The sequence below is a fragment of the Candidatus Thiodictyon syntrophicum genome, from assembly GCF_002813775.1.
Taxonomy (GTDB): Bacteria; Pseudomonadota; Gammaproteobacteria; order Chromatiales; family Chromatiaceae; genus Thiodictyon; species Thiodictyon syntrophicum.
This window is the reverse complement of sequence record NZ_CP020370.1, coordinates 3136596-3150404: the sequence shown is the minus strand read 5'-3', so window position 1 is coordinate 3150404 and position 13809 is coordinate 3136596. Positions and strand designations below refer to the sequence as shown.

Genomic DNA, 13809 nt, shown 5'->3' with positions numbered 1-13809 from the left:
AATCCGGAGAATTCATGCCTGCGCAAACCAAACCCCTCGGCACCGTCGGCCCGGAGGATCGGGTCTGCCCAAAATGCCGGACGCACAACGAACTGGCCGCACTGGAGCGCCGCCAATACCGCTGTGTCGGTTGCGGGCTGGAGTTGGCCCACATCGACATGGCCGCCAATGGCGCCGTGCGCGGGGTCTTCGGTTGGGTATTGGGCCTGGGCACCGTGGTCAACGAACGCTATCAGGTCACCGCCGTGCTCGGCAAGGGCGGATTCGGCGTCACCTATCTGGTGGACGATATCCGCCTGGCGGGCAAACGGCGCGCACTCAAAGAGATCCCGGGGCTGCTGTTCGACGAGTACGAAACCCGCCTGCTGGGCCGCCTGAATCATCCCGCCATTCCGGACATCATCGATCGCTTCGCTGTGGACGCAATGGTGTATCTGGTCTTGGAGTTCGGCGGCAGCCGAACCCTGCGAATCGAAATGGATAGACAGGGAGGCCGCATCCCCGTCTTTCTCCTGCTGCCCTGGATCGAGCAGGTCTGTGCCGCCCTGGTCTACCTGCACTCCCAGGACCCGCCTGTCATCCACCGTGACCTGAAGCCGGAGAACATCCTGCTGGACGAAAACGAGCGGGTGATGCTGATCGACTTCGGTATCGCCAAGGAGAGCAATGAACAGAATATGACGCGCACCCTCGGGCGAGCCGTCAGCAATGGCTTCAGCCCCCCCGAGCAGGTTCTTGGGACCGGCACCGATGTGCGCTCTGACGTCTATGCGCTCGGTGCCATCCTCTACTGCGCGATCACCGGACGGGTCCCCCCTGCGGCCCATGAGCGCATCACCGGAACGGTCCTGGAACCCCCGTCCAAGTTCTTTCCCGAGATACCGCCGCTTCTTGATAGCGCGATTTGCCAGGCATTGGAGCTCAATCTCCACAAGCGCCAACAGACCATGGCCGAGTTCTCCCACTGCCTGGCACTGGTGCAGGCGGGGAGCGCCAGCCCGCGTACCGTCGTTGCGACCGATCCCGCGGCATTGATGGCGGGATTGAGTCCGCGAGACGTAAGTCTTGCCAGCGTCCAATTGCCGTCGATGCGACGGTCGCAGCGGCCGGTGACCAGTCCGTCCGGGACCGAGCAATCACCGGCCGGGCCTGGACCGGCGGCGCGTCGACCGTCCTGGGGGTGGGTCGGGACGGGCGTTGTTGGCGCACTGCTGGTGGTTGGCGCAGCGTGGCTCTACTGGCGTTCCCCAGCTCAGACGTCGGCCGAAAACACGACGGCGAGCACCGGCGACCCAATCAGCATGACGCCGGCCCGGCCGACGACGACCCCTGGCACCGGGATGCCCCCAGCGGTCGCGCTGACAAACGCGCCCCCGCCCCCCGTGTCGTCGACCATTTCGGCCACCCCCACCAGCAACGAGAAACCTGCGACAGACGCCCGCGAGGTCCCTGATGCACTGGCTGCGGTACCTCAGGTCCGAACCCCGGCGCCAACAAATTTAGAATCCCCTGCGCAGTCGGCCGAAGGCCAGGCGGCGGCTGGCCCGGATGGCTTGTCCTCGCCCCCGAACGAACTCACCGAGCAGGCGCTTGAACTCTCGTCCGCACAGCGCCGTCAGGTGCAGGCCTGGCTTACCGGCTTGAATTTGAATCCGGGTCCTCTGGACGGTGAGTTCGGTTGGGCCACCAGAGAGGCGCTGCGTTCCTGGCAACGCTCCGCGGCGCTGCCCGCTTCGGGCTTTCTCGACCGGGCTCAACTTGAGCGCTTGGGCCAGGAGGGGGATGCGACCCAGGCGCAGCGGATCTATTGGGAATCGATACAATCATCCGGCAGCGCCCCAGCGCTCACCGACTTCGTTTCCCTTTATCCCACTGGGCAATACGCCAGTTTAGCACGGGCGCGAATCACAGCCTTGCGCGAGGCGGAACAACAGGCACGGCTTCAGGCGGAACAGCGGGCGCGCCGTCAAGCGGAGCAACAGACGCGCCCCGCCCCGAGCGCTCCAGCCAGCCCGCCGAGGGTCCCGGACAAGCCAAAGCAGCAACCCAGGAAGCAGGTCGATACCGCACAGCGTAAGCCCGAGCCACCGCACCCCGCCCCCTCACAATCCGGTTCTTCCCGGTACACTCCAGAACAGATCCGGGCACTTAAGCGATTCAACGAAATGTGAGATTTGGTCAGATCCAATAAGCGTAAACGCGGCCGGACATACTGCAGTTACTAGATACAGTCACTCAAATCGGCATATTCCTTAAAGGAAAGCGGCTTGCCGGTATCTCCGAAAGCGTCATCAACGAGGTCTTGGCCGGAAAATGATACAGCGTCTACCCTTCATACTCTTACTCTCGGCCCTACTTACGGTAGGTGCTTCCTCCTGTGGCCCCGACGTTCGAGAAATGAACATCTCCCAGGACATCGTGGATAATCTGCCACGAGACCAGGCTCTGGATTTCTTGAAGTCCCTCGGTTCCAACAGAAGTCCAGTGATTCAGACATACTGTGTGTTTGAGACCGATGGCGTGCTTAGATGGCAGAAATCGGGGCGATTACTGCCCGAAAAATATCCCTATAACTCATTTTACGCGATTGCGCTGAGGCCGGGGGTAATGGTGACCATCTCGCTTTTTGGGCCTAATAGCGGGAAGCAGTGGTGCGATATTGCTGCTGAATCCAACGCAGACCGACATGGAAAGGTCGTCGCGAAGTTTACGGGTAAGATTTTGACCGCTTTACTCAGTATGGGGGTAAGGCTGCCAATATATTCTAAGGCTTCAGTTCACTCGCGTAAGTAAGCCAGGTCCTGGAAATAATAGACAAGAAAACAACAGGCATGAGGTCTCGGGCAGATATGATTCCAAGATTCACTCTATTGCTTATCCTATCGACCCTAGTTGCGATGAGCGTATCGTCCTGCGCCACCAAAGTCTATAATGCAGAAATGGGTTTTTCCCGGGAGGTCGCAGCTAATCTACCCAAAGACCAGGCTTTGATCTTCTTGCAGTCCCTTTATGTCCCAGAAACGGCTAACTCCTGCCGATTCGAGGAGAACGGGGTGAGCAGGTGGTGGAAAGGAAAACTGCCCGGCACAACCCCTTATAACTTAATTTTCATCTTTTTGGCGGGAGCTAACGGCATTCCTTTTGGGATTGAACTTTCCGTGCGCGGGACTAATGAAGCATGGTGCCTTATTATTCCGTATGAAATGGCGAAACGTCAGGGAAAGGATACTAAGAAGTTTAGCGATAAGATTTTCACGGCACTACTGAGTATGGGAGCAACGATCATCCCAGCATCCGAGCTTGCCAAGGGCCTGACGTGTCGCGCCGGTTGGTGCCAAAAGAGGCGACCAGCGGCGACGGATTGAATCTCGCGCCGGACGGGGCATTCGCCCCGTCCGCAACGTTTTCTATGGACCTGCGGGCGCGTGCCAAGTAGTCGGCGACGAAATGAACGTTCGGGACGGGGCGAATGCCCGATCCCGCTGCGGTTGATGGGGCATACCCGGTCCGGCTCGAAGCAACTCGCCGTCAATGGCAAGCCGGTAGCGGTGCTGCGGTCCGTGTTCGGACGCTAAGCGTCCGGATAGTCAAAGGCCGGCAATGACCTCGTGGTCCAACCCGGTAGACTGGGCGATGACGTCCGGCGCGACGCCGTTGGCCTTCATCGCCCGGGCGATCTCCAGCGTGCGCTCCTCGCGACCCTCATCTCGCCCCTCCTCGCGCCCCTCCTCGCGCCCCTCGATCTTACCGAGCCCATAGTTCGACGCCACCAGGCTCGCCTGCAGGTGCAGATCGTCCTGCCAGCGCTCGTAGGCGGCGCGCTCCGCCGGGGCGAGCTTGAGCACGTCGAGCTTCTCCTTGGCCTCGCCGAGTCCCTTGGCCGAGAAGCCGTCCTGAATCGCCTCGTGCTTGAAGAAGTAGACCCACTCGTCGAGGGTGTCGCGGGCGATGTCGTCGAACCGGTCGACCTTGATCAGATAGTACTCGGGAAACAACTCGTGGGTCGCTTCGCGGCCCGGAAACAGCCGGCGCTGGGCGAGGCTCAGGGCCAGCTCGTCGTGCTTGTGCAGGCCGTGGAAGCGCGTGGTGCCGCGGTAGATATAGTCCTCACCGTGACCCAGGTCGAAATAGAGGATGTTGACCGAGATGACCTTGACCAGGTCCGCATAGGGCTGGCCGGCGTCCAGGTGCTCGACTAAGGTCCGGGCGCTGCCGTAGAGCATCCGCGACAGATAATCGTGTTGGCGTTCGTACTGGACCCCGGTCAGTACCAACTCGCCGCGGTGGTTGCGCACCTTGAGATCCAGGCGGTGGGAGCGGTCGTCGGCGGTGTCACGGTTCGACTCCGATTCCAAAACCTCCAGGATCTGGACGTCCACGCGCAGCAACTCGCTCAGAAAGCCCTCGAGGATGCCGAAGTTGGCCTTGCTGCGCAGCAGCCGTTTCATGGCCCAGTCGAAGCTGATGAGCTTGCGTGTTGGCATGGTCGCTGACTCCGCGGGGTGGGGATAGGCTCGGGCGGACAAGCAGAGCTTGTCCGCCAACCTGCCGGGTGCCGAAACGTTGCGGACGCGGCGGCCTCGATCGTCGTTCCGACCACCGGAGGTCGAGGCTTCAGCCGGTCCGGCGTGCTGACGCGACTGCATTCGCATGGATAGGTCGGGAGCAAGCTTGGTCATCGTTGCGGCCAGCGCTGTTCTTCTGGAGTCCAGGGCTTCAGCCTTGGACTCCGTCCGGGCGGCAGCCGGTCAATCCCCGCCGGCCCCCGTTCCAGGCAGCAGCGCTTGGATGCGCCTGAGCAGATCGGTCAGGAGCTTGGTGTCCCCGGGCTTGTGCTCGATCTGGAACTCCCAGCGGCCGCCGGGGTAGCGGCGGATGCGGATGTGGGTGCGCAGCAGGAAGACCACGACCAGCAGTACCGGGACGCCGAGGCCGGCGGACTGTCAGGCGTTGAGCACCCGCTACGCTTCGATTACGACGTGCGGGAAGGGATTCACAAGCCCGTGACCCATCCCAAGTCGCACTTGACGCTCGGGCAATACGATCTGTGCCGTGACCGCGCCCGTCAGCCCCTATTGGTTTGTCGACTTTCTGCTGCGCAACTTTTTGTTCGCCGGCTTGCGAGCGCTTCGCAAGCCGTATGCCCGCTCGGCAGGCTTCTCGCCGTTTCGCTGTCCGATTACGATAACGACGGAGAGGTAAGAGCGATTCCGGAAATCGCCTTATCTCAGAGTCCGCCCGCTGTTGCCCACGAGGCGGCTCCGCGATCGGCGCCTCGACGTCGTCTTCCGTTCTCCGCACTGACTAAAGGTAGTCTTCCAGTTTCGGGGCGCTATCCCGCTCCTCCCAGAGTTTTCTGTGGCGCAACATATCGATCAAGTCGCCGCGCCTGAAGGTCGCCGAAAGCTGCTGCATCGACACCTGCTGCTCGCCGTAAAGACGCTTGAGCGCCCATTCGACATCCGCGATGGAGTCTGCGAAATAGCACTCGCCGCGCTCTTCGATCAGCGCCCTGGCCCGCGCGAAGCCGCGATGATCCAGGCCGTCGAGCGGCGCCTGCAAATCGGCGAGCAATCGCCCCCCCATCTGCATCGCAGCGAAGCACGAGGCGTAGCGTACAAAGGGCGGATCGCTCGGTTCGGGACGCCGGCGACGGTTCTCGGCAATCCGGTACAGCAACACGGCAACGATGGTCTGTGCGGCGTTCAGGGTATCGGTGAAGATGGTGTCGTAAAGTTTGCCGAAATGTTCGCGGGTCAAGAACTTTGCCTGATGCGGCGCGTGGCGCCAGACGGCGAGAATGGCCTCGGCAGCGGCCCCCGACGTGATCTCGGTCGGCTTGGCGGCACTCTCCATCCGTTTGCGCCGATAGAAAAAGCCCAAATCCGCGATGCCGGTCTCCAGGCGTCTCTGCTTCTCGTCGTTGGAGCGCAGGTCCTTCAGGTCCACCGGGTTCTGGCTATTGGTGGCATGTGTAATCTGCAGGACGATATCCCGGTTATCCTTGGGCAGCTTGTAGACCCGCACCAGGACGCTCGCATCCGCCGGCAGGGCTTGCCCTGCGGCCTGCATTTCATCGCGCGTCCTCGCGATCGTCATGCTGGTCTGTCCGCCATTGACGATCTGCAGGTTTTCCACCTTGACCCGATAATCGCCACTCTGCAGGGCATTGTATGAAAAATCGCTGCACACCAGCGTCAGGCCGTTGTTGAAAAAATAGAAATTCGCCGGGTTGTCGGAGCGCAGGGTCTCGCGGATACCTTCGTTGACGCGGTTACCGTGCAACCCCAGGTAGCGGCGAACGTTACGCTCCAGGAGCCGCTCGCCATGTTTGTGCATCAGCTCGGCAATCTCGGCGACCGGAATGCGGCCGATGCACACGCGGCTGAAATTCATGTCCTCGACGATCGCCTTGCCGGCCAGGCGCAGGGTCTCGTCGATCGGGCGCTGGCGTTGTAAGACGCCGATCAGGACATCGTGGTTGACATGCTCCCAGGTCACCTGGCTCCCGAAGTCCGCCCGTGTGATCGCCGCTTGCGCGTTGGCGTTCCAGTGCAGCCCGTTGTTGCAGGCGATGGCCCGCACGCGCGGAATGAATCCATCGCGAATCATCGCGCGAACAGACTCCACCTTGGCCTTGAGACGGTCGTTGATCGCACCGAGCGCAGACGCCGGGTCGAAGAGATGGCGAATGGCGTCCACCAGGGCGTCGATGCCGCTTTCCGGGAAATTCGCATCCCCCTCGAGCTTGGCCTTGTATTTGGCCTGGAATAACGTAACCCCGAATTCGCCATCGCTTTCTTCGGTCATATGCATGGCATCGACGCCGAAGTCCCCGCCGCCCTCGGTGAGACAGTCGAACGCCTCTTCCGGCTCCAGATCGAGCATGGTCTTGACGCACAGATAGACGAAGGCGAGCGTCTTGCGGCGCTCCGCGTCCTTGATCCCAAGCTCCGCCTCCGCCTGGGCGCGGACCTCGTCCGCAATTCCGGCGAGGCGCTGATCGACGATGGCTGCATTGACATTCATAGGCGGTTACCGGGGTTGAGCAGGGGTCCGTCAGGACCTCGTATAGCAGATGAGCACTCGCATGACCCGAAGCTTCTCCTTGGCCTCGCGCAGGCCCTTGGCCGAGAACCCGTCCTGGATCGCCTCGTGCTTGAGGAAATAGACCCACTCGTCGAGGGTGTCGCGGGCGCAGTCGTCGAAGCGCTCGACCTTGATGAGATAATACTCCGGGAACAGCTCGTGGGTCCCCTCACGCCCGGGAACAGTTGGCGTTGGCCGCGGCTCAAGGCCAGTTCGTCGTGCTTGTGCAAACCATGGAAGCGCGTGGTACCAAGCATAGCAAGTGTCCGCCGCGGGCGGCATCCGGTCAGTGGCCGGTCGGGCGAGAGAGCGGATTGTGCAGCCGCCCTGTACCGGTCGGTGGGGGCGGAGAGTAGCGCCGTCGGTTGGGCTGCGGTTATGCTGCGGCCTCGCGTGCCTGCACCCTGCGGCCTGCTGCTCGGGCAGTCAGAGGCGCCGGCTGGTGCTCGCACGCTGCGCCGAACCCTTTCCAAGAGAGGTCCTCTGTCATGGGCGTCTATGTTCGATCGCGGATCATCCCGGGGCGGATCGCGCCCGAAGCCTGGCACGCGCTCTATCTGCGCACGCTGGAGTTCTTGTCAGGCTGCCCGCCGACCTTGATGGGCGCGCGGCGCAGCCGCGGGCAGGCCATCGAGCGCCGGGTCTTCACCCGCGGGCTCGAGCACTGCGCGGCGGAGCCCGGCCAGCGCCATTGGCTCGTGGTCGGCGATTTCGACAGCATGGAGTGGGCCGAGTCCTTCCAACTGTACGCCGACCTCGGCCATTACCGCGGCACCGCAGGTTCAGGCCCCCAGGAGCCGCCCGAGGACATCCTCCAGGAGTTGCTCGGCGATGACGATCGCGGCCACTGGAACGTCTTCGACGACAAGACCCAGGGGCACGACTACCACACGCCGATGCTGGCCGTGGCGATGCTGATCGAAGACTGCTTCCCCCTGTACGCCTTTACCGGCGGCGATATCGACCGGGCACAGGCCGAGACCGCACAGACCATGATCGAGGAGACCTTGGGGATCGAGGTCGCGCTGCCGCTGTGCGTCGATGCCGAGCGGCTGGTTGCGCGGATCGGCCGCTATGTCAAGGGCAAGGACGCGATCGAGCGGTTCGATCGGCTGTTCCAGGGCGATGAACTGGCGCTCTTTCGCCTCGCCCCGCGCCGCGACCTCGAAGCTTGGGTCATGGATGTGCTGCGGCACTACAGCTCGCCGGGTCAGCTTGGCGTGACGCGACTGGCGATGCGCTGGCTCGATGCGGACCGGGATCTCGCAACCCTGTGCCGGCTCGCCTGTCTGGACGAGGCCGGCCCGTGCTTCGATCCGGTGGCCTTCGCGGCGACCCTGGCCGCGACCTGGGTGACAGTCCCGGAAGCGGCGCGCTCGGCCCTGGCGCCCTTCGCGCGTCCGACCGGCGCGCCGGACACCGTCCATTCCCAACTCGGCATGGCGCTGTTGGACATGACTGGGCTTCAGGGGCGGCGCATCCGGCGCTTCATTCCCCGGGACGAGGCGCTGGCCGTCTTGTCCGACCTGTTCCCGGAGCGCGCCGGGCCCATCCGGGAGGGCCTCGACGCACGGGTTGCCCAGATCGTGCAGGGCCTTGAGACCGTCCGCGGGCCGGTCGATGACCTGGCGCGCCGCAGTCGCGACGAACCGGAGAGCGGCGATGGCCGCTCATTCCTGCGGTTTCGGTCCGCCGCGACCCTGAGCGAGGCGCAGCGCACCCAGTTCCGTTACTTCGCCTGCACGGCGAATCGCCTCCTGAGCCTGCTCCCCGAGCAGGTCCCGGACAGTGCGTCTTGGACCACGGTCGAGATCCAGCGCATGTTGGAGCGGGCCTGCGACGCCCAAGACCTGACGCTGACCGAGGACGCCTGGGCCTGGATCGAGTCGGAGCCGGACCGCGAGCTGCTGTCGATGCTGCTGGCCTTCGCCGCAATGAACGAGCGCGAGCAGCGATTCTGGAACATCCGTCTGGCGCTCTTCGAGCATCGTGCACTCGCCGTCGCCGTGCTCGCCGCGAGCCGCGACCCGGCCGTCTGCGACGAGATCGCCGAGCTTCAGTCCGCCCGGGAGGGCTGATCAAAGGCCGGCAAGGACCTCTGGGTCCAGGCCGGTGGACTGGGCGATGAGGCTCGCTGCCACACCGTTGGACTTCATCGCCCGGGCGATCTCCAGCGTGCGCTCTTCGCGACCCTTCTCAAGTCCCTCCTGACGCCCTTCCTCGCGCCCCTCTTCGCGCCCCTCCTCACGCCCCTCGATCTTGCCCAGCCCATAGTTCGACGCCACCAGGCTCGCCTGCAGGTGCAGGTCGTCCTGCCAGCGTTCGTAGGCGGCGCGCTCCGCGGGCGCGAGCTTGAGCACGTCGAGCTTCTCCTTGGCCTCGCGCAGGCCCTTGGCCGAGAAGCCGTCCTGGATCGCCTCGTGCTTGAGGAAATAGACCCATTCGTCGAGGGTGTCGCGGGCGCAGTCGTCGAAGCGCTCGACCTTGATGAGATAATACTCCGGGAACAGCTCGTGGGTCCCCTCGCGCCCCGGGAACAGTTGGCGCTGGGCGCGGCTCAAGGCCAGTTCGTCGTGCTTGTGCAAACCATGGAAGCGCGTGGTACCCCGGTAGATATAGTCCTCGCCGTGGCCCAGGTCGAAATAGAGGATGTTGACTGAGATGACCTTGACCAGGTCCGCATAGGGCTCACCGGCATCCAGGTGCTCGACTAAGGTCCGGGCGCTGCCGTAGAGCATCCGCGACAGATAATCGTGTTGGCGTTCATATTGGACCTCGATCAGGACCAGTTCGCCGCGGTGGTTGCGCACCTTGAGATCCAGGCGGTTGGAGCGGTCGTCGGCCGTGTCACGGTTCGATTCCGATTCCAGGACCTCCATGATCTGTACGTCCTCGCGCAGCAGCTCGCTCAGAAAGCCCTCGAGGATGCCGAAGTTGGCCTTGCTGCGCAGCAGCCGTTTCATGGCCCAGTCGAAGCTGATGAGCTTGCGTGTTGGCATGGTCGCTGACTCCGTGGGACAGGGATCGCGCTTACCAGTATAGCGCGTGGCGATTGCAGGCGGGGCGGGATCATCCCACAGTGCGGCATGGCCCTGGCCACCACTTAAGCCCCCGGTTTGAGCTGGTTGATCGGGTAATCGGGGCGCAGGCGCAGCCGTCACCGTCGACCTGCATGCGTCCGAGGCCCCAGCCTGCCTTCGCAAGCTATTAGATCACCATGCCCGAGTTTGTTTGCAAAAGGGCCAGGCTCGCATACATTTCGGGACGGCAAGGCCAAAATTAACTCGAGCATGAAGATCATCTAGCCGACCCCACCCGCCGGCCTACAGTTAAGGTAGGCAAGAACCCGCGCCGGAGACCCGGCGGCAGGAGTCGACCTACAACTGGTACTGGCCGGTCGACGCCCTGATGGCGGCTGGCTACCCGGTGCACCTGGCCAACACGACTGCGATCACACTGTACAGTGGGCTGAAATACAGCGACGACGACTCGGACGCCTGCTGGCTGGCGAAGTTGCTGCGTCTGGGGTTGCCGGCCGAGGGCTACATCTACCCCAAAGAGGAACGCGCCGTGCGCGATTTGCTGCGGCGGCGTCTGCGCCTGATCCAGCAGCGCACGGCCAACCTGGTTTCGATCCAGAATCAGCTCGCGCGCAGCGGCGGCCAATCCCTGAGCGCCAACGCTTTGCTGTCGATCGGGCCTTCGCCCGAACCGGTTTGGGTCTGCGTCGGCGACCTGGAACAAGAGGCTGGCGGCGAGCCACTGAGCCTGGATCGGGCACCGACGCATCCCCGCCCAACGCCACGGAGGATTGTTCGTGACCGAGACGCCCTTGCCACCGAGCCACCAAGGGGTTGGACGGCGCCCGCCAGGCGCTGAGCCCGCGCTCTGTGAACCCGTGGCCCGGCGGGGTGGGGGGCGGGCGCGCTTGGACCTGTTTGGGGGTCCCGCGCGCCCGCCCCCCACCCCGCCCGCCACGGCCCACTTGGACCTTGGCAGGGCACTGACGATTTTCTGGGGTTCACATGAACCAGGGGCCGGGCGTCTTTTCCCCATGGGAACAGCCCCAGTGCCTTGATCCAGAAAAGTGGCTGGTGCGGATCGGAGTTAATCCGTCTCCGCCCAACGAGAACCGACGGCGCGCCTACGGTAACGAGACAGCGCTTCGCGGCATGACGAAAGGCGTGTTCAGGCACGAGCAAGCGTGCCGTGCTATTGACCGGGGTCAGCTAAATGGTGGCCCCTTTTGTCTCGCCCAGATCGCCTGCCCGGGCCAAGCCGTCTTGCCAGGCACCTTTCCCGCAGCTAAGATGAAGGCGAGATCCGGTCTCGAAATCGTTGAATTTCCTCTCCGTCCCACCATCATCACGCAGCTTTGAGGAACCATGCAAATGTTCGACACTCATCGCCCGATGAAACCACGGCTCGCAGCAGTGCTGATCCTTGCGGGCGCCATCTTTGCGCCGGGCATCCCGGAGGCGGCGCTCCTGCTCCAGCCGGTCAAGCCGATACCCGGCCTGCAGCCTGGGGACCGGTATCATTACGTCTTCGTCACAGTCGGTGTCACGCCGGCCACCTTCGTCACCATAGAGGACTACAACGGCTTCGTCGATATCCAGGCCGATGCAACAGGGGTTTTTCAGTCGCTGGATATTCAATGGCGTGCTATCGCTTCCACACCCGGGACCTCAGCGCAGACCAACATCAGTGCACTCGTCACTACCGATGCCCCGGTCTTCTTACCCGATGGCACTATGGTGGCAGCCGCCGTTTCGGACCTCTTCGACACCGAAACCCACCCTTTACTGTCTACCATTACCATGACTCAGAACGAAACATTGCGTGCTGAGATGGTTTGGACAGGAACTGGCACCCACGGTGAATCACTGGGCTCAGGCGCATTGGGCGGGACTTCGTCTTCCACCGGTGTCGGCCATGCTCAGATCCCGTCGGCAGGTTGGTTGTTCGGCTCGTACCGGACCAAGACCGAGGAGTTTTCGCTATATGCCTTCAGCGAGGAGTTGGAAGTGCCCGCGGTCCCCGCGCCTGCCACGGTCAGCCTATTGCCGATGGGACTGCTGCCGCTGCTCCGGCGCCGTTCTAACATAGGGGCAAGAGTCAGCATAGCGTAACCCGAGGCCCCGTCGTGGGATGTCGGGTTACGGCGCACGTTATGGGACTGTTTCTGTCTGAAGCGCTGAGCCACGCGCGCCCAACCCGACCCCCAGTCTCTCCGCATGACATCTTGGTAATCCGGCAGGACAATTGCCACGCGCGCCAGGCACAGCCACGGATAGACAGGGCCCTTGCCCTTGCCGGGCCGCGTCAAAGCGGCGCCGGGCGACTGTCACGCGAGCGCGTCGGCCGCCGCCGGGGCGCCGGGACCGGTAGGTCAAGGCTTCAGCAGGCTGACCTATTGCGCCGAATACTGGTATAAAAACTCGATGTTTATCAATAACTTATTGGCGGAGAGGGAGGGATTCGAACCCCCGGAGGATTGCTCCTCAACGGTTTTCAAGACCGCCGCTTTAAGCCGCTCAGCCACCTCTCCTAACGCAACCGGGAAACCCCGCCCCTTGTGCCGCGTCCGATCAGCCCAACGTGCGGGGCTACCAGGATAACCGAATCCGCGCTGACACCCAAGGCTTTGCCTGCGGCTTGGCGTCCGGTATCCTTCGCGGAACTCGGCTTTTGTCCCCGGGTCTGACACGCTGCCCACCGCGGCGACTTGACCGGCCTCACCACCTAACCTCAACCAGGAGCAAGACCATCATGGCCAACCCCGACTATACCCTGCTGCGCGGCGCCCCGGAGGCGGTCGCGGCCAACAAGGTTCTCAAGAACACCTACCTGCTGCTCGCGGCCACCCTGGGCTTCAGCGCCCTGACCGCCATGCTGTCCATGGCCCTGCACATGCCGCCGATGGTCTACATGGGGGCGGTGCTCGTCTCCATGGTGCTCGGCATCTTCGTGCTGCCCAAGACGGCCAACTCGTCCGCCGGCATCGGCGTCATCTTCCTGATCACCGGCCTCCTGGGGTTCGGGCTGGGGGCGATCTTAAGCATCTACCTGGCGCTGCCCCACGGACCCGAGACCGTCGCCATGGCCTTCGGCGGCACCGCGGCGATCTTCCTGGGGCTCTCCGGCTATGCCCTGACCACCCGGCGTGACTTCAGCTTCCTGGGCGGCTTCGTGTTCGCCGGCATGATGGTGCTGCTGATTGCGATGCTCGCGAACCTCTTCTTCGCCATCCCCGCCCTGTCGCTCGCCATCTCCGCCGCCATGATCCTGCTGATGAGCGCCATGATCCTGTGGGACACCAGCCGCATCGCCCGCGGTGAGGAGACCAACTACATCATGGCGACCTACAGCATCTATCTGAGCATCTTCAACCTGTTCATCAGCCTGTTGCAGTTGCTGGGGATCCTCGGCGACGATTAGTCGGCCGTGAGCGAAACCGGCGCTGACGGCCCCCGGCGCACTGCCGGGGGCCGTCAGCCAGGTCATCGACACCTGGAGTGAAACCCCATGGAACTGTTTCTGAAGGTCGCGATGGCAGCCGTCCTGGTGCTATTGCTGGTGCGTCTGTGGCCGGCGTACAAGCAGTGGCAGGAACGCGGCACCAAGGCTGGGGCGGGCGATTGGGCGGCCGCACTTCTGCCGCTGGGCGCCGTGGTGCTGTTGGTCATCCTGCTCATCCTGGCGGTGCGGGCGCTATAA

Annotated in this window: 13 protein-coding genes and 1 tRNA gene; 8 read left to right on the top strand and 6 right to left on the bottom strand. The window is 63.3% G+C overall.

The features are described from left to right. Positions 1-200: 200 nt before the first annotated feature. Together THSYN_RS13330 and THSYN_RS33835 are read left to right on the top strand one after the other, a co-directional pair. Positions 201-2171 (top strand): serine/threonine-protein kinase, encoded by a 1971-nt coding sequence (locus THSYN_RS13330; RefSeq protein WP_236848890.1) that lies wholly within the window; start codon positions 201-203, stop codon positions 2169-2171. A gap of 726 nt (positions 2172-2897) precedes the next feature. After that, positions 2898-3365 carry a hypothetical protein gene (locus THSYN_RS33835; RefSeq protein WP_157817646.1) on the top strand — a complete coding sequence of 156 codons (468 nt, stop codon included), beginning with the start codon at positions 2898-2900 and terminating at the stop codon, positions 3363-3365. A 222-nt stretch (positions 3366-3587) separates the two neighbouring features. On the opposite strand, the gene THSYN_RS13325 is transcribed toward THSYN_RS33835, so the two are convergent. Continuing rightward, on the bottom strand, positions 3588-4484 hold the full coding sequence (locus THSYN_RS13325) for an Rpn family recombination-promoting nuclease/putative transposase (RefSeq protein ID WP_100919579.1): 897 nt from the start codon (positions 4482-4484) through the stop codon (positions 3588-3590). Between the two features lie 264 nt (positions 4485-4748). Then, positions 4749-4907, bottom strand: a complete 159-nt coding sequence (locus THSYN_RS35305; protein ID WP_216644755.1) for a hypothetical protein — start codon at positions 4905-4907, stop codon at positions 4749-4751. Here THSYN_RS35305 and THSYN_RS37275 point away from each other — a divergent pair. Further along, positions 4833-5393 carry a DUF2290 domain-containing protein gene (locus THSYN_RS37275; RefSeq protein ID WP_418219937.1) on the top strand — a complete coding sequence of 187 codons (561 nt, stop codon included), beginning with the start codon at positions 4833-4835 and terminating at the stop codon, positions 5391-5393. The genes THSYN_RS35305 and THSYN_RS37275 overlap by 75 nt on opposite strands. Here the strand turns inward: THSYN_RS37275 and THSYN_RS13320 are convergent. Next, a complete protein-coding gene (locus tag THSYN_RS13320) occupies positions 5305-6888 on the bottom strand; it encodes an AIPR family protein (protein ID WP_236848889.1) in 1584 nt (527 codons plus the stop codon). The genes THSYN_RS37275 and THSYN_RS13320 overlap by 89 nt on opposite strands. 171 nt (positions 6889-7059) lie before the next feature. After that, on the bottom strand, positions 7060-7371 hold the full coding sequence (locus THSYN_RS13315) for a hypothetical protein (RefSeq protein WP_216644753.1): 312 nt from the start codon (positions 7369-7371) through the stop codon (positions 7060-7062). Between the two features lie 206 nt (positions 7372-7577). Between THSYN_RS13315 and THSYN_RS13310 the strand changes: the two genes are divergently transcribed. Then, on the top strand, positions 7578-9167 hold the full coding sequence (locus THSYN_RS13310; protein ID WP_100919577.1) for a hypothetical protein: 1590 nt from the start codon (positions 7578-7580) through the stop codon (positions 9165-9167). Here THSYN_RS13310 and THSYN_RS13305 read toward each other — a convergent pair whose 3' ends face one another. Then, complete coding sequence (locus THSYN_RS13305; protein ID WP_100919576.1) at positions 9168-10088, bottom strand: Rpn family recombination-promoting nuclease/putative transposase; 921 nt, start codon at positions 10086-10088, stop codon at positions 9168-9170. Positions 10089-10497: 409 nt separating this feature from the next. Between THSYN_RS13305 and THSYN_RS35900 the strand changes: the two genes are divergently transcribed. Together THSYN_RS35900 and THSYN_RS13295 are read left to right on the top strand one after the other, a co-directional pair. Next, on the top strand, positions 10498-10968 hold the full coding sequence (locus THSYN_RS35900; RefSeq protein WP_236848888.1) for a hypothetical protein: 471 nt from the start codon (positions 10498-10500) through the stop codon (positions 10966-10968). Between the two features lie 506 nt (positions 10969-11474). Beyond that, positions 11475-12221 carry a hypothetical protein gene (locus THSYN_RS13295; protein ID WP_100919575.1) on the top strand — a complete coding sequence of 249 codons (747 nt, stop codon included), beginning with the start codon at positions 11475-11477 and terminating at the stop codon, positions 12219-12221. Between the two features lie 331 nt (positions 12222-12552). On the opposite strand, the gene THSYN_RS13290 is transcribed toward THSYN_RS13295, so the two are convergent. Continuing rightward, a tRNA-Ser gene (locus THSYN_RS13290) sits at positions 12553-12640 on the bottom strand. Positions 12641-12861: 221 nt separating this feature from the next. On the opposite strand from THSYN_RS13290, the gene THSYN_RS13285 reads away from it, so the two are divergent. Beyond that, a complete protein-coding gene (locus THSYN_RS13285) occupies positions 12862-13530 on the top strand; it encodes a Bax inhibitor-1/YccA family protein (protein ID WP_100919574.1) in 669 nt (222 codons plus the stop codon). 87 nt (positions 13531-13617) lie between these two features. Further along, positions 13618-13809, top strand: a complete 192-nt coding sequence (locus tag THSYN_RS13280) for a hypothetical protein (protein ID WP_100919573.1) — start codon at positions 13618-13620, stop codon at positions 13807-13809.

Coding starts and splice junctions, on each gene's coding strand:
- THSYN_RS35900 (WP_236848888.1), top strand. CDS start 10,498: ATGGCGGCTGGCTACCCGGTGCACCTGGCCAACACGACTGCGATCACA.
- THSYN_RS13320 (WP_236848889.1), bottom strand. CDS start 6,888: ATGCTCGATCTGGAGCCGGAAGAGGCGTTCGACTGTCTCACCGAGGGC.
- THSYN_RS13305 (WP_100919576.1), bottom strand. CDS start 10,088: ATGCCAACACGCAAGCTCATCAGCTTCGACTGGGCCATGAAACGGCTG.
- THSYN_RS33835 (WP_157817646.1), top strand. CDS start 2,898: ATGAGCGTATCGTCCTGCGCCACCAAAGTCTATAATGCAGAAATGGGT.
- THSYN_RS13285 (WP_100919574.1), top strand. CDS start 12,862: ATGGCCAACCCCGACTATACCCTGCTGCGCGGCGCCCCGGAGGCGGTC.
- THSYN_RS13325 (WP_100919579.1), bottom strand. CDS start 4,484: ATGCCAACACGCAAGCTCATCAGCTTCGACTGGGCCATGAAACGGCTG.
- THSYN_RS13280 (WP_100919573.1), top strand. CDS start 13,618: ATGGAACTGTTTCTGAAGGTCGCGATGGCAGCCGTCCTGGTGCTATTG.
- THSYN_RS13315 (WP_216644753.1), bottom strand. CDS start 7,371: ATGCCGCCCGCGGCGGACACTTGCTATGCTTGGTACCACGCGCTTCCA.
- THSYN_RS13310 (WP_100919577.1), top strand. CDS start 7,578: ATGGGCGTCTATGTTCGATCGCGGATCATCCCGGGGCGGATCGCGCCC.
- THSYN_RS13295 (WP_100919575.1), top strand. CDS start 11,475: ATGCAAATGTTCGACACTCATCGCCCGATGAAACCACGGCTCGCAGCA.